This window comes from Streptomyces sp. A01, from assembly GCF_059026195.1.
Map to the genome: position 1 here is coordinate 89,304 of NZ_JBWLKN010000017.1, position 16,790 is coordinate 106,093.

General features: G+C 71.1%; 14 protein-coding genes. 9 read left to right on the forward strand and 5 right to left on the reverse strand.

The window, feature by feature from the left end:
* Positions 1-12: 12 nt before the first annotated feature.
* Positions 13-675 (reverse strand): response regulator transcription factor, encoded by a 663-nt coding sequence (locus AC5P1B_RS23030; RefSeq protein ID WP_493889318.1) that lies wholly within the window; start codon positions 673-675, stop codon positions 13-15.
* 116 nt (positions 676-791) lie between these two features.
* On the opposite strand from AC5P1B_RS23030, the gene AC5P1B_RS23035 reads away from it, so the two are divergent.
* Complete coding sequence (locus tag AC5P1B_RS23035) at positions 792-1,589, forward strand: PepSY domain-containing protein (RefSeq protein WP_493889319.1); 798 nt, start codon at positions 792-794, stop codon at positions 1,587-1,589.
* Positions 1,590-1,920: 331 nt separating this feature from the next.
* On the opposite strand, the gene meaB is transcribed toward AC5P1B_RS23035, so the two are convergent.
* Both meaB and AC5P1B_RS23045 read right to left on the reverse strand, forming a co-directional pair.
* On the reverse strand, positions 1,921-2,886 hold the full coding sequence (gene meaB, locus AC5P1B_RS23040) for a methylmalonyl Co-A mutase-associated GTPase MeaB (RefSeq protein ID WP_493889320.1): 966 nt from the start codon (positions 2,884-2,886) through the stop codon (positions 1,921-1,923).
* A 92-nt stretch (positions 2,887-2,978) separates the two neighbouring features.
* Complete coding sequence (locus tag AC5P1B_RS23045; RefSeq protein ID WP_493889322.1) at positions 2,979-4,181, reverse strand: acetyl-CoA C-acetyltransferase; 1,203 nt, start codon at positions 4,179-4,181, stop codon at positions 2,979-2,981.
* Positions 4,182-4,319: 138 nt separating this feature from the next.
* On the opposite strand from AC5P1B_RS23045, the gene mce reads away from it, so the two are divergent.
* The 7 genes from mce (at position 4,320) to AC5P1B_RS23080 (ending at position 14,545) form a co-directional block, all read left to right on the forward strand.
* On the forward strand, positions 4,320-4,760 hold the full coding sequence (gene mce / locus AC5P1B_RS23050) for a methylmalonyl-CoA epimerase (RefSeq protein WP_493889324.1): 441 nt from the start codon (positions 4,320-4,322) through the stop codon (positions 4,758-4,760).
* Positions 4,761-4,994: 234 nt separating this feature from the next.
* Positions 4,995-8,939, forward strand: coding sequence for a polarized growth protein Scy (gene scy / locus AC5P1B_RS23055; RefSeq protein ID WP_493889416.1), 3,945 nt, complete (start codon positions 4,995-4,997; stop codon positions 8,937-8,939).
* Between the two features lie 114 nt (positions 8,940-9,053).
* Positions 9,054-9,989: a cellulose-binding protein gene (locus AC5P1B_RS23060; RefSeq protein WP_493889325.1), complete on the forward strand. Its 936-nt coding sequence runs from the start codon at positions 9,054-9,056 to the stop codon at positions 9,987-9,989.
* A gap of 306 nt (positions 9,990-10,295) precedes the next feature.
* Complete coding sequence (locus tag AC5P1B_RS23065; protein WP_493889326.1) at positions 10,296-11,423, forward strand: ABC transporter ATP-binding protein; 1,128 nt, start codon at positions 10,296-10,298, stop codon at positions 11,421-11,423.
* A gap of 2 nt (positions 11,424-11,425) precedes the next feature.
* The gene (locus tag AC5P1B_RS23070) at positions 11,426-12,196 is read left to right on the forward strand and encodes an ABC transporter permease (RefSeq protein ID WP_493889327.1); all 771 of its coding nucleotides are present in this window, start codon (positions 11,426-11,428) and stop codon (positions 12,194-12,196) included.
* Between the two features lie 133 nt (positions 12,197-12,329).
* Positions 12,330-13,592, forward strand: coding sequence for an ABC transporter ATP-binding protein (locus AC5P1B_RS23075; protein WP_493889328.1), 1,263 nt, complete (start codon positions 12,330-12,332; stop codon positions 13,590-13,592).
* Positions 13,589-14,545 carry a DUF2705 family protein gene (locus tag AC5P1B_RS23080; protein WP_493889329.1) on the forward strand — a complete coding sequence of 319 codons (957 nt, stop codon included), beginning with the start codon at positions 13,589-13,591 and terminating at the stop codon, positions 14,543-14,545. The genes AC5P1B_RS23075 and AC5P1B_RS23080 overlap by 4 nt, the downstream gene beginning before the upstream one ends.
* A 1-nt stretch (position 14,546) precedes the next feature.
* On the opposite strand, the gene AC5P1B_RS23085 is transcribed toward AC5P1B_RS23080, so the two are convergent.
* Positions 14,547-14,861: an Rv1322 family protein gene (locus AC5P1B_RS23085; protein WP_493889330.1), complete on the reverse strand. Its 315-nt coding sequence runs from the start codon at positions 14,859-14,861 to the stop codon at positions 14,547-14,549.
* A gap of 212 nt (positions 14,862-15,073) precedes the next feature.
* Here AC5P1B_RS23085 and AC5P1B_RS23090 point away from each other — a divergent pair, with 212 nt between their 5' ends.
* Positions 15,074-16,108, forward strand: a complete 1,035-nt coding sequence (locus AC5P1B_RS23090) for an LLM class flavin-dependent oxidoreductase (protein ID WP_493889332.1) — start codon at positions 15,074-15,076, stop codon at positions 16,106-16,108.
* A 101-nt stretch (positions 16,109-16,209) separates the two neighbouring features.
* On the opposite strand, the gene AC5P1B_RS23095 is transcribed toward AC5P1B_RS23090, so the two are convergent.
* Positions 16,210-16,602 (reverse strand): SCO5389 family protein, encoded by a 393-nt coding sequence (locus tag AC5P1B_RS23095; protein ID WP_493889334.1) that lies wholly within the window; start codon positions 16,600-16,602, stop codon positions 16,210-16,212.
* Between the last annotated feature and the right edge of the window lie 188 nt (positions 16,603-16,790).

The window sequence follows — 16,790 nt, forward strand, 5'->3', positions numbered from 1 at the left end:
GAACCAAAGGGTCTACGCACGGTTCACCAGCCGGTATCCGGCGCCGCGCACCGTGCCGATCGTCTCAGCGCCGAGCTTGCGGCGCAGCGTGCTGATGTAGACCTCGACGATGTTCGGATCACCCTCGTACGCGAAGTCCCACACGTGCTCCAGGATCTCCGCCTTGGAGATCACCTCGTCCGCCCTGGTGGCCAGGTGCTCAAGCACCGCGAACTCCTTGGTCGTCAGGGTGATTTCCTTTCCGGCGCGCTCCACCCGCCGCGCCGCCCGGTCGATGGTCAGCTCGCCCACGCGCAGCACGGGCGAGGCACCGGAGCCCCGGCGCCGCAGCAGGGCCCGTACGCGCGCGACGAGCACCACGTACGAGAAGGGCTTGGTCAGGTAGTCGTCGGCGCCGGTGTCGAGCCCTTCCGCCTCGTCGTACTCGCCGTCCTTCGCTGTGAGCATCAGGATCGGCACGTCATCGCCCGCCGCCCGCAGCGCGCCGCAGACGCGGTAGCCGTTCATGCCGGGCAGCATGATGTCGAGGACGATCAGGTCGTAGGACCCCTCACTCGCTTGATGGAGCCCCGTGGTCCCGTCGTGGACCACGTCCACGGCGAAGCCCTCCGCGGTCAGCCCCTTGGCCAGCGACAGAGCGAGCCGCTTCTCGTCCTCCACGATCAACAAACGCATACGCACAGGGTCGCAAACCCCACCTGAAGATCTCTTCAGCATGCTTCAGGTTCCCTTCAGCGTCGTTCAGCCACGGTGGGACACATCAAGCAACCGCAGCGACCGAGGAGAACCTCATGAAGCGCAACATCGTCATCGCCACCGTCGCTGCCGCGGCACTGATCAGCGGCGGCACGGCCACGGCATTCGCCCTTCCCGGTGACGGTGGTGGCGACGCGAAGCCCGCGAGCCAGACGGCCACGGCGCAGAGCGGCGGCCACGATGACGCTGACCACGCCGGTGACAGCGCGGACGACCGGGACGACGACAGCCGGGACGCGGCCGACGACAGGGCGGACGACCGCGAAGACCGTGCGGACGACCGCGCGGACGCCAAGGACGAGGCGGAGGACGCCGGCGACAAGGCCGAGGACGCCGCCGAGGCCAAAGCGCAGCGGGACGCGCGCACCAGCCTGAGCGAGGCGGTCGCCGCCGCCCAGAAGGCCACCCCCGGCACCGTCGTCTCCGCCGAGCTGGAAGCCGACGACGGCCGCGTCACCTGGGACGTCGACGTCCTCGGCAAGGACGGCCGCTGGCACGACCTGACCCTCGACGCGAACACCGCGAAGGTGCTGAACCAGCACATCGACCACGAGGACGACACGGCCAGGGTCAAGGCGGCGCTGGCGAAGGCGAAGGTCTCCGCCACCGAAGCGGCGGCCGCGGCGCAGCGCGCCACGCCTGGCACCGTGACCTCCGTGGACTTCGACAACGAGGGCAAGGCGTACAACTGGGAGGTCGACGTCACGGGCAAGGACCACAAGGAGCACGAGCTGGTCGTGGACTCCAAGACGGGCAAGGTCAGCAAGGACGCTGACGCCGGCGACCACGACGACCACGACGGTGACGACGACAGCGCCGACACCGACGACTGACCGGGGCAGCAGCTCCCCAGCTACCGCTGGGGCCCCGTTGTCCTCAAACGCCGGACGGGCTTTGTTCAGCCCGTCCGGCGCTTGTGCTTTCAGCTCGTGCGGCGTTTACGTGCATGTCTTGTCCTCAAACGCCGGACGGGCTGTTATGAGCCAGTCCGGCACCCGGGTTTACAAGCTCGCCCAGCGCTTACGCGCACGTCCTGTCCTCAAACGCCGGACGGGCTGTTATGGGCCCGTCCAGCCCCTCAAAGCCCGTCCGGCGATTGAGGACGACCCGACAGTGCGCCCCTCAGCGGACCAGGCAGGCACCAGCCACTCCGCGGCGGAGCCGCTATTCGGAAGCGGCCTCCGTGATGCTCGCGACAAGCGAATCCGCAGCCGCGTACGGATCAAGGGTCCCGCCGACGATCCGCTCCGCGAGCGCCCCGAGCCGCTTGTCTCCGTGCAGGTCACCGATCCGCTCACGCAGCGCCGTGACCGCGATCGTCTCGACCTCGCGCGCCGCCCGCTCCTTGCGGCGGGCAGCCAGCACCCCGTGCTCATCCATCCACGCCCGGTGCTTCTCCAGCGCCTCGACGACCTCGTCGATGCCCTGGGACCGCGCGGCGACGGTCTTCACGATCGGCGGCCGCCAGTCCCCGGCGGCCCTCGCCTCGCCGAGGCCCAGCATGTGGTTCAGCTCCCTGGCGGTGGCGTCGGCGCCGTCGCGGTCGGCCTTGTTGACCACGTACACGTCGCCGATCTCCAGGATTCCGGCCTTCGCCGCCTGGATGCCGTCGCCCATGCCGGGGGCGAGGAGGACCACGCTCGTGTCGGCCTGCGAGGCGATCTCCACCTCCGACTGGCCGACGCCGACCGTCTCCACCAGGATCACGTCGCAACCCGCCGCGTCGAGCACCCGGATCGCCTGGGGTGCCGACCACGCGAGACCGCCGAGGTGGCCGCGGGTGGCCATCGAGCGGATGTAGACGCCGGGGTCCGAGGCGTGGTCGCTCATCCGCACGCGGTCGCCGAGCAGCGCGCCGCCCGAGAACGGCGAGGACGGGTCGACGGCCAGCACGCCGACCCGCTTGCCGGTCTTGCGGTACGCGGTGACCAGCGCGGACGTGGAGGTGGACTTGCCGACGCCGGGCGAGCCGGTGAGGCCGACGACGTACGCGCCGCCGGTGAGCGGCGCGAGCGCCGCCATCACCTCGCGCAGCTGCGGCGACGCCCCCTCCACCAGCGAGATCAGCCGGGCCACCGCGCGCGGCTTGCCCTGCCTCGCCTGCTCCACCAGGCCGGGGACGTCCACCATCGTGCTGCGCTCCTTGTCATCGTGGTCGCCGGACCGGCCAGTGCGCCGTGCGCACCAGCCGGTCCGGAGTGGCGGATTCGCGCACCGGGGCGCTACTTCTTGGGCACCCGGATGATCAGCGCGTCGCCCTGGCCGCCGCCACCGCACAGCGCGGCCGCGCCGACACCGCCGCCGCGACGCTTCAGCTCCAGCGCGAGGTGCAGCACGACCCGGGCGCCCGACATGCCGATGGGGTGCCCCAGCGCGATGGCCCCACCATTGACGTTCACCTTTTCCGCTGAAACTCCGAGGTCCTTCATTGACTGGTAGGAGACGGCGGCGAACGCCTCGTTGATCTCGATCAGGTCGAGGTCGGCGACGGCGATGCCCTCCTTGCCGACGGCGTGGTTGATGGCGTTGGAGGGCTGCGACTGGAGGGAGTTGTCCGGGCCCGCCACGTTGCCGTGCGCGCCGATCTCGGCGATCCACTCCAGGCCGAGCTCCTCGGCCTTGGCCTTGCTCATCACGACGACAGCGGCCGCGCCGTCGGAGATCTGCGAGGCGGTGCCCGCCGTGATCGTGCCGTCCTTGGTGAACGCGGGGCGCAGCTTGCCGAGGGCTTCGGCGGTGGTGTCGGCGCGGATGCCCTCGTCCTTGCTGAAGATGACCGGCTCGCCCTTGCGCTGCGGGATCTCCACGGGGGTGATCTCCGCCTCGAACAGGCCGTTCTTCTGCGCGGCGGCGGCCCGCTGGTGGGAGCGGGCGGCGATCTCGTCCTGCACGGCGCGGTCGATGCCGAGCCGGGTGTTGTGCTTCTCGGTGGACTCGCCCATGGGGATGTTCTCGTGCGCGTCGACGAGCCCGTCGTGCGCCATGGAGTCCAGCATCTGAACAGCGCCGTACTTGAATCCCTCACGGGACTTCGGCAGCACGTGCGGGGCGTTCGTCATCGACTCCTGGCCGCCGGCGACGATGATGTCGAACTCACCGGCGCGGATGAGTTGGTCGGCGAGCGCGATGGCGTCGAGCCCGGAGAGGCAGACCTTGTTGACGGTCAGCGCCGGGACGTTCATCGGAATCCCGGCGGCGATGGCCGCCTGCCGGGCCGGAATCTGGCCGGTCCCGGCCTGGAGCACCTGGCCCATGATGACGTATTGCACCTGGTCACCGCCGATGCCCGCCCGGTCGATCGCGGCCTTGATGGCCACGCCGCCGAGGTCGGCTCCGGAGAAGGTCCGCAGGGAGCCGAGGAGCCGGCCCATGGGCGTGCGAGCGCCCGCGACGATCACAGAGGTGGTGCCTGTCGTTCCAGCCATGGTGCGGCCCCTTCGGACGTCAGGGATGTTAACGAGGGTTTCCGTCAATGTACTGAGCGGTACGCATCAGGTCACCGGCACAAAGGTGTGATCGCGCGCACGTTGCGTAACCGGGCGTGCCAGCGGTGCACTGGGGGCATGCTGACGAGAATCGACCACATCGGGATCGCCTGCTTCGACCTCGACAAGACTGTTGACTTCTACCGTGCCACGTACGGCTTCGAGGTCTTCCATTCCGAGGTCAACGAGGAGCAGGGCGTACGCGAGGCCATGCTCAAGATCAACGAGACGTCCGACGGCGGCGCCTCCTACCTCCAGCTTCTCGAACCCACCCGCGAGGACTCGGCTGTCGGCAAGTGGCTCGCCAAGAACGGCGAGGGCGTGCACCACATCGCGTTCGGCACCGCCGACGTCGACGCCGACGCCGCGGACATCCGCGACAAGGGCGTTCGGGTGCTCTACGACGAGCCGCGCCGTGGTTCGATGGATTCGCGGATCACCTTCCTGCACCCCAAGGACTGCCATGGTGTGCTGACCGAACTGGTCACTTCAGCCCTCCCCAGCCAGACTGAGCACTGACTCACCCCTTCCCCGGCCGGTAGAGTGCAGGCTTGGCCGGGGAGCGGGTTGGGGGCTCGGCCCAGGCTATGCCGATGATCTGACACCATTTCTTCGGAAGGGCCAGCTCCGGGCACGACCCACCACGCAGGACGGGGCAGGCCGCCAACGCGACCAGGGGACGGATGGGACCGCGCAGTGCGGGGCTACGACCGCTACGAGCCTGACGACCACCTTTCGCAGTTCGAAGCCGAGATGGAACGGCTGAAGACCGAGCGGGAGAAGGCCGTCCAGCACGCCGACGACCTCGGCTACCAGGTCGAGGTGCTGCGCGCCAAGCTGCACGAGGCGCGCCGCACCATCGCGTCCCGTCCCGCCTACGACAGCGCTGACATCGGCTACCAGGCCGAGCAGCTGCTCCGTAACGCCCAGATCCAGGCGGACCAGCTGCGCGCGGACGCCGAGCGCGAACTGCGCGAGGTCCGCGCGCAGACGCAGCGGCTGCTCCAGGAACACGCCGAGCGGCAGTCCCGTCTTGAGGCCGAGCTGCACGCCGAGGCCGTCGCACGCCGCCAGCGGCTGGATGAGGAGCTGGCCGAGCGCCGCTCCACCGTCGAGTCCCACGTCAACGAGAACGTGGCCTGGGCCGAGCAACTCCGCGCCCGCACCGAGGCGCAGGCGCGGCGGCTGCTGGACGAGTCACGCACCGAGGCCGAGCAGGCGATGGCCACCGCCCGCGCGGAGGCCCAGCGGCTGACCGAGCAGGCGCGCGAGCGGCTGCACTCGTCGGCCGAGACGGCGCGTACCGAAGCGGAAGCGATCCTGCGGCGCGCCCGCACCGACGCCGAGCGGCTGCTGAACGCGGCGTCCACGCAGGCCCAGGAGGCCACCGACCACGCGGAGACGCTGCGCACGTCCACCGCCACCGAGTCCGAGCAGGCCCGCCAGCAGGCCACCGAGCTGACACGCGGCGCCGAGCAGCGCATGCAGGAGGCCGACACGGCCCTGCGTGAGGCCCGCGCCGAGGCCGAGAAGCTGATCACGGAGGCCAGGGAGGCGGCCGGCGCCCGGTTGTCGGCCGCCGAGTCCGACAACGAACAGCGCATGCGGACCGCGAAGGCGGAGATCGCGCGACTGGTCGGCGAGGCCACCAAGGAGTCCGAGGCGCTCAAGGCCGAGACCGAGCAGCTGCGGGACGACGCGCGCGCCGAGGCGGAGCGCCTGGTCGCCGAGGCCCAGGAGAAGGCCCGCGCCAAGGCCGCCGAGGACTCGGCGGCGCAGCTGGCGAAGGCGGCCCGTACCGCCGAGGAAGTCCTCACCAAGGCCGCCGACGACGCGAAGGCCACCACCAAGGCGGCCGCGGCCGAGGCGGAGCGCATCCGCACCGAGGCCGAGCGCGAGGCGGACCGGCTGCGGGAGGCCGCGCACGACACCGCCGAGGAGCTGAAGGGCGCGGCGAAGGACGACACCAAGGAGTACCGCGCCAAGACCGTCGAACTCCAGGAGGAGGCAAGGCGGCTGCGCGGCGAGGCCGAGCAGCTGCGCGCCGAGGCGGTCGCCGAGGGCGAGAAGATCCGCGGCGAGGCCCGCCGCGAGGCGGTGCAGCAGATCGAGGAGGCGGCGAAGACCGCCGAGGAGCTGCTGACGAAGGCGAAGGCGGACGCGGCCGAGTCGCGTTCGAGTGCCACCGCCGACAGCGAGCGGATGCGCAGCGAGGCCGCTGAGCGTGCCGCCTCGCTGCGCAAGCAGTCCGAGGAGGCGCTGGAGCGCGCCCGGGACGAGGCCGAAGACCTCGTGGCCGCCGCCGAGGAGGGCGCCGGCAAGATCAAGTCGGAGGCCGCCGAGGCCGCCCAGCGGATGCGCGAGGAGGCGGAGCGGGCCGCCGCCGACCGCCGCGCCGAGGCCGACGCCGAGCTGACCCGGCTGCACAACGAGGCCGAGCAGCGGGTCACCGCCGCCGAGGAGGCGCTGCGCGAGGCCCGTACGGAGGCCGAGCGGCTGCGCCGGGAGGCCGCCGAGGAGACCGAACGGCTGCGCGCCGAGTCGGCGGAGCGGCTGCGCGCGCTCCAGGAGCAGGCCGAGGCGGAGGCCGAGCGGCTGCGCGATGAGGCGGCCGCCGAGGCGTCGGCCGCGCGGGCCGAGGGCGAGTCGGCCGCTGTCCAACTGCGCGGCGAGGCCGCCGCCGAGGCCGAACGGCTGCGCGCGGAGGCCAAGGAGAGCGCCGACCGGGTGCGCGCGGAGGCGAAGGCCGCCGCGGAGCGGCTGGCCGCCGAGGCCGGCGAGGCGCTGACCGCCGCCCAGGAGGAGGCGGCCCGTCGGCGCAGGGAGGCCGAGGAGCTGCTGGGCGACGCCCGCGGCGAGGCCCAGCGGGAGCGCGAGCGCGCCCGGGAGCAGAGCGAGGAGTTGCTGGCGTCGGCCCGTAAGCGGGTCACGGAGGCGCAGGCCGAGGCGCAGCGGCTGGCCGAGGAGGCCGAGCGGCGCGCGACCGAGCTCGTCAGCGCCGCCGAGCAGACCGCGCAGCAGGTGCGGGACGCGGTGGCCGGGCTGCACGAGCAGGCCGAGGAGGACGTCGCGGGGCTGCGGTCGGCCGCCGAGCACGCGGCGGAGCGCACCACCAGCGAGGCGCAGGCGGAGGCGGACCGGGTCCGCGCCGACGCGTACGCCGAGCGGGAGCGGGCTTCCGGTGACGCGGCGCGGGTGCGCCGTGAGGCGCGGGAGGAGTCCGACGCCGCCAAGTCGCTGGCGGAGCGGACGGTTTCGGAGGCCATCGAGGAGTCGGAGCGGCTGCGCGCCGACGCCCGCGAGGAGGCCGGGCGGCTGCGGACCACCGCCGCCCAGCAGGCCGACACGCTGGTGTCGGAGGCGACGGCCGAGGCCGAGCGGCTGGTGTCCGAGGCCACCGCCAAGGGCCAGCGCCTGCGGACGGAGGCGGCCGACGCGCTCGCGTCCGCCGAGCAGGACGCGGCCAAGGCGCGCGCCGAGGCCAGGACCGACGCCAACCGGCTGCGGGGAGACGCGGCGCAGCAGGCCGACACGCTCGTCACGGAGGCGACCAAGGAGACCGAGAAGCTGGTCGCCGAGGCGCGGGCCGAAGGCGAGCGGCTGCGTGCCGAGGCGGCCGAGACCCTGGCCGCCGCCCGTCTTGAGGCCGAGCGCACGCTGGACGAGGCGCGCGAGGCCGCGAACCAGCGCCGTACGGAGGCGGCCGAGCAGGCGGACCGGCTGGTGGCCGGTGCGACGAAGGAGGCCGACCGGCTGCGCGCCGAGGCGACCGCGACGATCACCTCTGCGCAGGAGCACGCGACGCGCACCCGCGCCGAGGCCGAGAAGATCAAGACGCGGGCGCAGGAGGAAGCCGAGGAACTGCGGGCGAACGCCCAGTCGGAGGCGGAGCGCACCGTCGACGAGGCCAGGACCGCCGCCGCCCAGCGCCGGAACGAGGCCGCTGAGCAGGCCGACCAGCTCGTCGCCAAGGCCCAGGAAGAGGCGCTGCGTTCGGCGACCGCCGCCGAGGAGCAGGCCGACACCATGGTGGGCGTGGCCCGCAAGGAGGCGGAGCGCATCCTCGCCGAGGCCACGGCGGACGGCAACCAGCTGGTCGAGAAGGCCCGTACGGACTCCAACACCATGCTGGGCGAGGCCCGCAGGGACGCCACGGCCATAAGGGAGCGCGCGGAGAACCTGCGGACACGGATCGAGGGCGAGGTCGAAGAGCTGCACGACCGGGCGCGCCGGGAGTCCGCCGAGGCGCTGAAGTCGGCGGGCGAGCGGGTCGACAAGCTGGTGAAGGCGGCGACGGAACAGCTCACCGAGGCCGAGCAGAAGGCCAAGGAGCTGCTGTCGAACGCGAACAGTGAGGCGAGCAAGGTCCGGATCGCCGCGGTGAAGAAGGCCGAGGGGCTGATCCGGGAGGCGCAGCTGAAGAAGACGGAAGCGGTACGCGACGCCGACAACCTGCGTACCGAAGCCGCCGAAGAGGCGAAGCGGATGGTGGACGAGGGCAAGCACGAGCTGGAGATGCTGGTGCGGCGCCGAAAGGACATCAACGCGGAGATTTCCCGCGTCCAGGACGTGTTGGAAGCGCTGGAATCATTCGAGGCGCCGACAGCGGGCAGCGGGAGTGGCAAGGACAACGGGGGAGCGAAAACAGCAGCCGGGGCGGGCGCGAACCGTTCAGGTGGCAAGCAGTCTGACGGCTAGCCACTCAAATGAGGGGTCATTCTCCAGATCAAACGGGCATTGACTCGATGACACGCCGTCCGCACCCCTAGGATTCCCTGTATCACCTCACCGGTCTCTTTCGACAGGAACCTCATGAGCGACACTTCCTCCCCCTTCGGCTTCGAGTTGGTGCGGCGTGGTTACGACCGCGGTCAGGTGGACGACCGCATCACCAAGCTGGTCGCCGACCGAGACAGTGCTCTGGCACGTATCACCGCGCTGGAAAAGCGCATCGAGGAGCTGCACCTCGAAACGCAGAACGCCCAGGCCCAGGTCAACGACTCCGAGCCGTCCTACGCCGGCCTCGGAGCACGCGTCGAGAAGATCCTCCGGCTCGCCGAGGAAGAGGCCAAGGACCTGCGGGAAGAGGCCCGTCGCGCCTCCGAGCAGCACCGGGAGCTCGCCGAGGCCGCCGCCCAGCAGGTGCGCAACGACGCGGAATCGTTTGCCTCCGACCGGAAGACGAAGGCCGAGGACGAGGGCGCCCGGATCGTCGAGAAGGCGAAGTCCGAGGCCGGCACCCTGCGTGCCGAGGCGCAGAAGGACGCGCAGTCCAAGCGTGAGGAGGCGGACTCCCTCTTCGAGGAGACCCGCGCCAAGGCCGCCCAGGCCGCCGCGGACTTCGAGACCAACCTCGCCAAGCGCCGCGAGCAGTCCGAGCGTGACCTGGCGTCGCGTCAGGCCAAGGCGGAGAAGCGCCTCGCCGAGATCGAGCACCGTGCGGAGCAGCTGCGCCTTGAGGCGGAGAAGCTGCGTACGGACGCGGAGCGCCGCGCCCGCCAGACGGTGGAGACCGCGCAGCGCCAGGCCGAGGACATCGTGGCCGACGCGAACGCCAAGGCCGACCGCATCCGCAGCGAGTCCGAGCGCGAGCTGGCGGCGCTCACCAACCGCCGCGACAGCATCAACGCGCAGCTGACCAACGTCCGCGAGATGCTGGCCACGCTGACCGGTGCGGCCGTCGCCGCCGCCGGGTCCCCGGAGGAGGAGTCGGCCTCGCGCGGCGTCCCGGCGCAGCAGAGCCGCTGACACTCTGTGGGCGGGCCCCCGCCAGGGCCCGCCGCCAGGCCGCCTGACCAGCAGTGGTCGGAGCCCGGTGGGTGACGGTCGGCTCAGGCCGATATGGATCGATGCCGTTCAAAGGCGATCGGCATGGGTGGGTAATCGGCCGATAATCGGTCGATGGCCGGTGAGCAACCGGTCGATCGCCGTACGGAAACGCAGGAAACGCGCCATATTCCCAACGCACGCAGCGCCCCCGGCCTCCGAAAGGCGGCCGGGGGCGCTTCTTGCTGCGGGGTGGCGTACGGCCCATGGGGCCCTTAGCGTGGCTGCATGATCGAGCTCGCGGGGTTGACCAAACGCTACGGCGAGAAGCTCGCCGTAGATCAGCTGACCTTCACCGTACGGCCTGGGATCGTCACCGGCTTCCTGGGCCCGAACGGCGCGGGGAAGTCCACGACCATGCGCATGATGCTCGATCTCGACAATCCGACGGCGGGTTCCGTCCAGATCGACGGCAAGCACTACCGCCAGCTGCGCGACCCGCTCAAGCACATCGGGGCGCTGCTCGACGCGAAGGCGATGCACGGCGGCCGCAGCGCCTACAACCACCTGCTGTGCCTGGCGCAGAGCAACGGCATCCCCGCCGGCCGGGTGAACCAGGTTCTCGACACGGTCGGTCTCACCTCGGTCGCGAACAAGCGCTCCAAGGGCTTCTCCCTCGGCATGGGCCAGCGGCTCGGCATCGCGGGGGCGCTGCTGGGCGACCCCGAGATCCTGATGTTCGACGAGCCGGTCAACGGCCTCGACCCCGAGGGCATCCACTGGATTCGCAACCTGATGAAGAGTCTCGCCGCGCAGGGCCGTACGGTCTTCGTCTCCAGCCACCTCATGAGCGAGATGGCGCTCACCGCGGACCACTTGGTCGTCATCGGGCAGGGCAAGCTGATGGCCGATATGTCCATGGCCGACTTCATCGCGCGCAACTCGCGCTCGTACGTGCGGGTGCGTACGCCCGACCACGAGCGGATGCGCGAGGCGCTGGCCGAGGCCGGGCACGCGACGCGGATCGCGCCGGACGGCGCGCTGGAGGTGGACCGGACCGAGGCCGCCAGGATCGGCGAACTGGCCGCGCGGCACCAGGTCGTCCTGCATGAGCTGAGCCCTCAGCAGGCGTCCCTGGAAGAGGCGTTCATGCAGCTCACGGCCGAGTCCGTGGAATACCACGCGCACACCGACGAGCCGGTGGGCGTCCCGCCGGGGGCCACCGCGAGCGGACTCCCGGTCGGCGGGCCGCCCGGGGCCGCGCCCCCCGTGCCACCGGGCGGCGGTTATCCGCCACAGGGCGGCTATCCGCCACAGCCGCCGCCACAGCAGCCGGGGCAGCCGCCGCCCGGACCGGCGGCGCCGGGGCAGCAGGGCGGCTGGGGAGCCGACTGGCAGCGGAAGAAGGGCTCCTGACGATGGCACTCGCGACGCAGGTCCTCAGGTCCGAGTGGACCAAGATCAAATCAGTGCGCTCCACCGTCTGGACGCTGGGCCTCGCCTTCGTGGTGACCGTGGCCCTCGGCATCCTCATCAGCGCGCTCAGCAACAACGACTTCGACAGCATGTCCCGTCAGGACCAGCTCGAATTCGACCCCACGCTGATCAGCTTCGCCGGGATGGGGCTCGGGCAGCTGGCGATGATCGTCTTCGGCGTGCTCGTGGTCTCCAACGAATACAGCACCGGCATGATCCGGACCTCGCTGGCCGCGGTACCGCAGCGCGGGACCTTCCTGTTCAGCAAGGTCGTGGTGGCGACGGTGCTCGCCTTCGTCGTGGGCCTGATCACCAGCTTCGCGACCTTCTTCGCCGGACAGTCGATGCTCGGTGATCACCACGCCTCGCTCAGCGACGACGGCGTCCTGCGCGCGGTGCTCGGCGGGGCGCTCTATATGACCCTCATCACCATATTCTCGATGGGCGTCACCGCCATGCTGCGCAGCCCGATGCTCTCGCTCGGCATCCTGATGCCGTTCTTCTTCCTCATCTCCAACATCCTCGGCAACGTTCCCGCCACCGAGAAGTTCGGCGAGTATCTCCCCGACCAGGCGGGCCAGAAGGTCATGCAGGTCGTGCAGCCCGCCGACGACGCCCCGTACGGACCCTGGGGCGGGATCACCATCATGGCCGTGTGGGTGGCGGGCGCGCTCCTCCTCGGATACCTGCTCCTGAAGAAGCGGGACGCCTGACCGCGGCGGACTACAGCGGACTACAGCGGACTACGGCGTAAGTGGAACCGAGAACTCCCGACTATCCTCCTAACCCTCACGGGGGTGACCCGGCTGCTGGCCGAAACCCCGACCATCTCGCGAGGGGCGGAGAATGATCGAGGCAGTCGGCCTGACGAAGCGCTACGGCGCCAAGACGGCCGTGCACAACCTGACCTTCCAGGTGCGGCCAGGCGCCGTCACCGGATTCCTGGGCCCCAACGGCTCAGGCAAGTCGACGACGATGCGCATGATCCTTGGACTCGACGAGCCGACCGCGGGTCAGGTCACGGTGGGCGGATATCCCTTCCGCCGGCTGCCCAACGCCCCGCGCCAGGTGGGCGCGCTCCTTGACGCCAAAGCCGTGCACGGCGGCCGCAGCGCACGCCAACACCTGCTGTGCCTCGCCCAGCTGTCGGGCATCCCGGCCCGCCGGGTGGACGAGGTCCTCGGCGTCGTCGGCCTCCAGGACGTCGCCAGGAAGCGCTCCAAGAACTTCTCGCTCGGCATGGGCCAGCGCCTGGGCATAGCCGCGGCGCTGCTCGGCGACCCGCAGGTCCTGCTGTTCGACGAGCCGGTCAACGGCCTCGACCCCGAGGGCATCCTGTGGGTCCGCAACCTCATGAAGCAGCTGGCGAGCGAGGGCCGTACGGTCTTCGTCTCCAGCCACCTCATGAGCGAGATGGCCGTCACCGCCGAGCACCTGATCGTCATCGGACGCGGCCAGCTGCTCGCCGACATGAGCGTCAGGGACTTCATCTCGGCGAACTCCGCCGACTTCGCCCGGGTCCGCACCCCCGAGACCGAGCCGCAGCAGCGCGAGAAGCTGATGGCCGCGCTGGCCGAGGCGGGCGCGCTCGTACAGCCCGAGCAGGACGGCGCGCTGCGCGTGACCGGGCTGCCGCTCCCCCGGATCAGCGACCTGGCCCACAGTGCCGACATCCGGCTGTGGGAGCTGTCGCCGCACCAGGCCTCGCTGGAAGAGGCGTACATGCGCATGACGCAGGGAGCGGTGGACTACCGCTCGACGCAGGACATGCGCGCCGGTCTCCAGCAGCCCGCGCCCGGCCAGCCGCAGCCCGGCGCCCCGCAGGGCTGGGGCCGGCCCGTGCCGCAGCAGGGCCCCGGCATGGTCCCGGGACAGCCGAACCCGTACGCGCCCGGCCAGCCGCAGCCGTACGCGCCGCAGCAGCCAGGACCTGGCGCGCCACTGATGCCCGGCCGGCCGCCGCAGCCGGGCCACGGCGCGCCCATGCCGACCCAGCAGTTGCGGGCCGTGCCGGGTAACGCCGCGCCCGCCCCCCAGACCGCCCCCGCGGCGCAGCCGTCCGCCGCCCCCGCCGACCTGAACAAGAGCGACAGCGAGGACGTTCGATGACCACCCCCCAGCAGCCGCAGGCTCCCCTGCCCCCGCAGGCACCCGCGCCCGCCATGGCGCAGCCGCAGCACCCGGGGCAGCCTCCGCACCCGGCGCAGCAGCAGGGCCATCCGCAGGCGCCCGCCCAGGGCCAGGGCGGCGCCGTGCTCAGTCACTACACGTCGCCGATCCCGATCCAGACCACCCACCTCGGGCACGCCCTCGCCTCCGAGTGGACGAAGATAAAGTCGGTCCGCTCCACGGTGTGGACGCTGAGCGTCATGGTCGTGCTGGTGGTCGGCATCGGCTTCGCGGTCGCCGCGGCCCTGTCCAACAGCGACACCGACTTCGACGGCGAGGCGCCGGTCGGCTTCGGCTTCTTCGGCGTCCTGCTCGGCATGCTGTGCGTGCTCACGCTCGGCGTGCTGGCCGTCTCCTCCGAGTACGGCACGGGCATGATCCGCACCACGCTGACCGCCTGCCCGAGCCGCGGGCGGGTGCTCGCGGCCAAGGTGATCGTGTTCTTCCTGCTGTCCTTCACCGTCACGCTCGCGTGCACGGCGCTGGTCGCCTTCATCAACGACAGCATGCTCAGCGACCACGTGGGCGCCGGGGAGTCCAGCGGCGCCGACTGGTTCAAGGCGACCGTCGGCGTGAGCCTGTACGTGGCCGCGCTGGGCGTCCTCGCCCTCGCCGTCGGCTCGCTGCTGCGCCACTCGGCGGGCGCGATCACCATCATGCTCGGTGTCGTGCTGCTGCCGCTGGTGCTGGCGATGTTCATGCGGGGAGAGGCGCTGGCCGACCTCCAGCAGGCACTGCTGGAGTACTCGGTGCCCAGCCAGCTCGGCGTGATGTACAGCAACACCGTCACCGATTCCGGGCCTTCGGGCTGGGAGCCGCTGCTGATCACCGGTGGCGTCGCCGTCATGGCACTGATCGGCGCCTTCTCCGTGCTGGAGAAGCGGGACGTCTGAGCTAGTACCTCGGCGCGTTACGAGACCGCTGGAGCCGTGCGCTCCGGCGGTCTTTCGCGTTCCAGCACGCCCGGTGCCAGTGCCGCCGGTCGTCCACGCCCGAGTAGCTCTGCCAGGCGACGAGATGTCCCATGCCCGGCGGGATCTCCTGGTCGCATCCGGGGCAGCGGTAGTGCTTGCCCGCCGACCCGGCGACCGGCCTCACCAGCCACTCCTCCCCCTCCCAGCTCTCCGTGCGCTCCAGCCCGAAGGAGCCGCCCTCCGGACGGCTGGCGGAACTGTCAACGCCTCGGGGGCGGTTTCGGCGAGGGGACACGGGGCACCTCGTGTCTTCAGCGGGGCTACGGGCTGTCACCAGCCTAAAGGCTCCCGGCACCACCGTGGGCAGCCGCCCACTCGCCCCCCACCGGCCCATCTCCCGATCATCATGAAAACTTCTTGCCAAGCCGTGCCTTTGGCACGTGACAGGCGTTAATGCCATAAGGGGGGCCGCGTCGGTCGCGAGGCTGCAAGAGGAGGCAGAGAGCGATGCGCGTTGGAGCATTCGTGCTGGCCGCACAATTTCCGGGCCAGGGACCAGGGGAAGCACTGCACAGAGCGATCCGTTCGGCCGAGGTCGCCGAGGAGGCGGGGCTCGACTCGGTCTGGCTCGCTGAACACCATTTCGTGCCGTACGGGGTGTGCCCGTCAGCGACCACCCTCGCCGCGCTGCTGCTCGGCCGCACCCGGAGAATCGGCGTCGGTACGGCGGTGAGCGTACTGCCGTCCGCCCATCCGGTCGCCCTCGGTGAGCAGGCGGCGCTGCTGCATCTCACCTCCGGTGGCCGGTTCACGCTGGGTGTGGGGCGCGGGGGGCCGTGGGTGGATCTGGAGGTCTTCGGCTCCGGCCTCCAGGCGTACGAGGAGGGGTTCCCGGAGTCGCTTGATCTGCTGCTGCGCTGGCTGCGGGAGCCCAGGGTCGGCGCGTACGGGGAGCGGTTCGCCTTCCGCGAGGTGCCCGTCGTGCCGCGCGCGGACGAACTCGTCGACGGCGTGGCGGCGGCCGGTCCGCCGGTCATCGTGGCCTGCACCTCGCCGGGCAGTGTGCGGCTCGCCGCCGAGCGCGGGCTGCCGATGCTGCTCGGCATGCACAGCAACGACGAGGAGAAGGCAGAAATGGTCGCGCTGTGGCGCAAGGCGGCGCTCGACGCGGGGCACGCGCCCGACGAGGTCGCCAGCGCCGGGCATGTGTCGGCCGGGGTGGTGCAGATCGCCAGCACCCAGGAGGACGCCGCTGAGGCACTGGTGAAGGCGATGCCGGGCTGGCTGCGTCAGGGCCTGGACGCCCATGTGACCGTGGACGGTCGGCAGCGCCGGATGCGCGATCCGCTGGCGTACACGGAGTTGCTGTGCTCCTTGCACCCGGTCGGACCGCCCCGGCTGTGCGCCGACCGGCTCGCGGCGAGTTCCGAGCGCACCGGCATCGACCGGTTCGCCTTGCTGGCCGAGGGGTCGGGCGAGCTGGCCGCCACGGAAGAGAACGTGCGACGGCTGGGTGAAGAGGTGCTGCCCCTGCTGGGGTGAGCCAGTGCGGCACCCGCTCCACTCAGCCGTCCTCAGACGTCGCACAACTGCCGCTCCGGCACTTCAACCACCTCCCGCGTGCGGAGCGGCAGCGCGACACGTCAGCAGTCGCGCAGGAGTGGAGACTGGTTCAGCAGTTGGCCACGGATGGATGTGAACCGGGCGAGGCGGTCGTCGGCGGAAGCGTCGAGCGGGAAGACCGCTACCCGGTGGCAGTTCTGGAATGCCAGCCGCACTCCGAAGTGCCGCTCCAGTGATCCACGTATCGCGTCACTCGCCAGCGCGCGCAAGAGCTGACCGCGCGCCTGCTCGTCCGGCGGCGGGACCTGGTTGTCGGCGAACTCGCCACCGTCGACGTTGAGCTGAGACACCAACGAACTGACCATCTCCCACGCGTAAGGCAGGGAGGTCCGGACGCAGTCGACGAATTGAGCTTCGTCGACCTCGCCTCGCTCGGCCTGTTCAAGGAGGGCCGGTGAGACGTCGAGCGACATGGGTTCTCCTCTCGCGACCCCGCACGGCGGGGTCTCACGGATGGGCCGGGAAGTCGCGACGCAGCGTGCCCGTACGACGACGCCCCGCTTCAACGGTAATTCGGCCACAGCGGCCGCACCAGGACGTTGCACTCACAACCGGCCATAGGCGAACGGCTCATCGATGGACGAATCGCGTGGACGGCCCA

What these genes read in the sequence shown, in the direction of transcription:
- AC5P1B_RS23095 (WP_493889334.1), bottom strand. Translation starts at nt 16,602, where the DNA reads ATGTCGCTCGACGTCTCACCGGCCCTCCTTGAACAGGCCGAGCGAGGC.
- AC5P1B_RS23075 (WP_493889328.1), top strand. Translation starts at nt 12,330, where the DNA reads ATGATCGAGGCAGTCGGCCTGACGAAGCGCTACGGCGCCAAGACGGCC.
- AC5P1B_RS23045 (WP_493889322.1), bottom strand. Translation starts at nt 4,181, where the DNA reads ATGGCTGGAACGACAGGCACCACCTCTGTGATCGTCGCGGGCGCTCGC.
- scy (WP_493889416.1), top strand. Translation starts at nt 4,995, where the DNA reads ATGGAACGGCTGAAGACCGAGCGGGAGAAGGCCGTCCAGCACGCCGAC.
- AC5P1B_RS23090 (WP_493889332.1), top strand. Translation starts at nt 15,074, where the DNA reads ATGCGCGTTGGAGCATTCGTGCTGGCCGCACAATTTCCGGGCCAGGGA.
- AC5P1B_RS23065 (WP_493889326.1), top strand. Translation starts at nt 10,296, where the DNA reads ATGATCGAGCTCGCGGGGTTGACCAAACGCTACGGCGAGAAGCTCGCC.
- mce (WP_493889324.1), top strand. Translation starts at nt 4,320, where the DNA reads ATGCTGACGAGAATCGACCACATCGGGATCGCCTGCTTCGACCTCGAC.
- AC5P1B_RS23060 (WP_493889325.1), top strand. Translation starts at nt 9,054, where the DNA reads ATGAGCGACACTTCCTCCCCCTTCGGCTTCGAGTTGGTGCGGCGTGGT.
- AC5P1B_RS23030 (WP_493889318.1), bottom strand. Translation starts at nt 675, where the DNA reads ATGCGTTTGTTGATCGTGGAGGACGAGAAGCGGCTCGCTCTGTCGCTG.
- meaB (WP_493889320.1), bottom strand. Translation starts at nt 2,886, where the DNA reads ATGGTGGACGTCCCCGGCCTGGTGGAGCAGGCGAGGCAGGGCAAGCCG.
- AC5P1B_RS23035 (WP_493889319.1), top strand. Translation starts at nt 792, where the DNA reads ATGAAGCGCAACATCGTCATCGCCACCGTCGCTGCCGCGGCACTGATC.
- AC5P1B_RS23080 (WP_493889329.1), top strand. Translation starts at nt 13,589, where the DNA reads ATGACCACCCCCCAGCAGCCGCAGGCTCCCCTGCCCCCGCAGGCACCC.
- AC5P1B_RS23070 (WP_493889327.1), top strand. Translation starts at nt 11,426, where the DNA reads ATGGCACTCGCGACGCAGGTCCTCAGGTCCGAGTGGACCAAGATCAAA.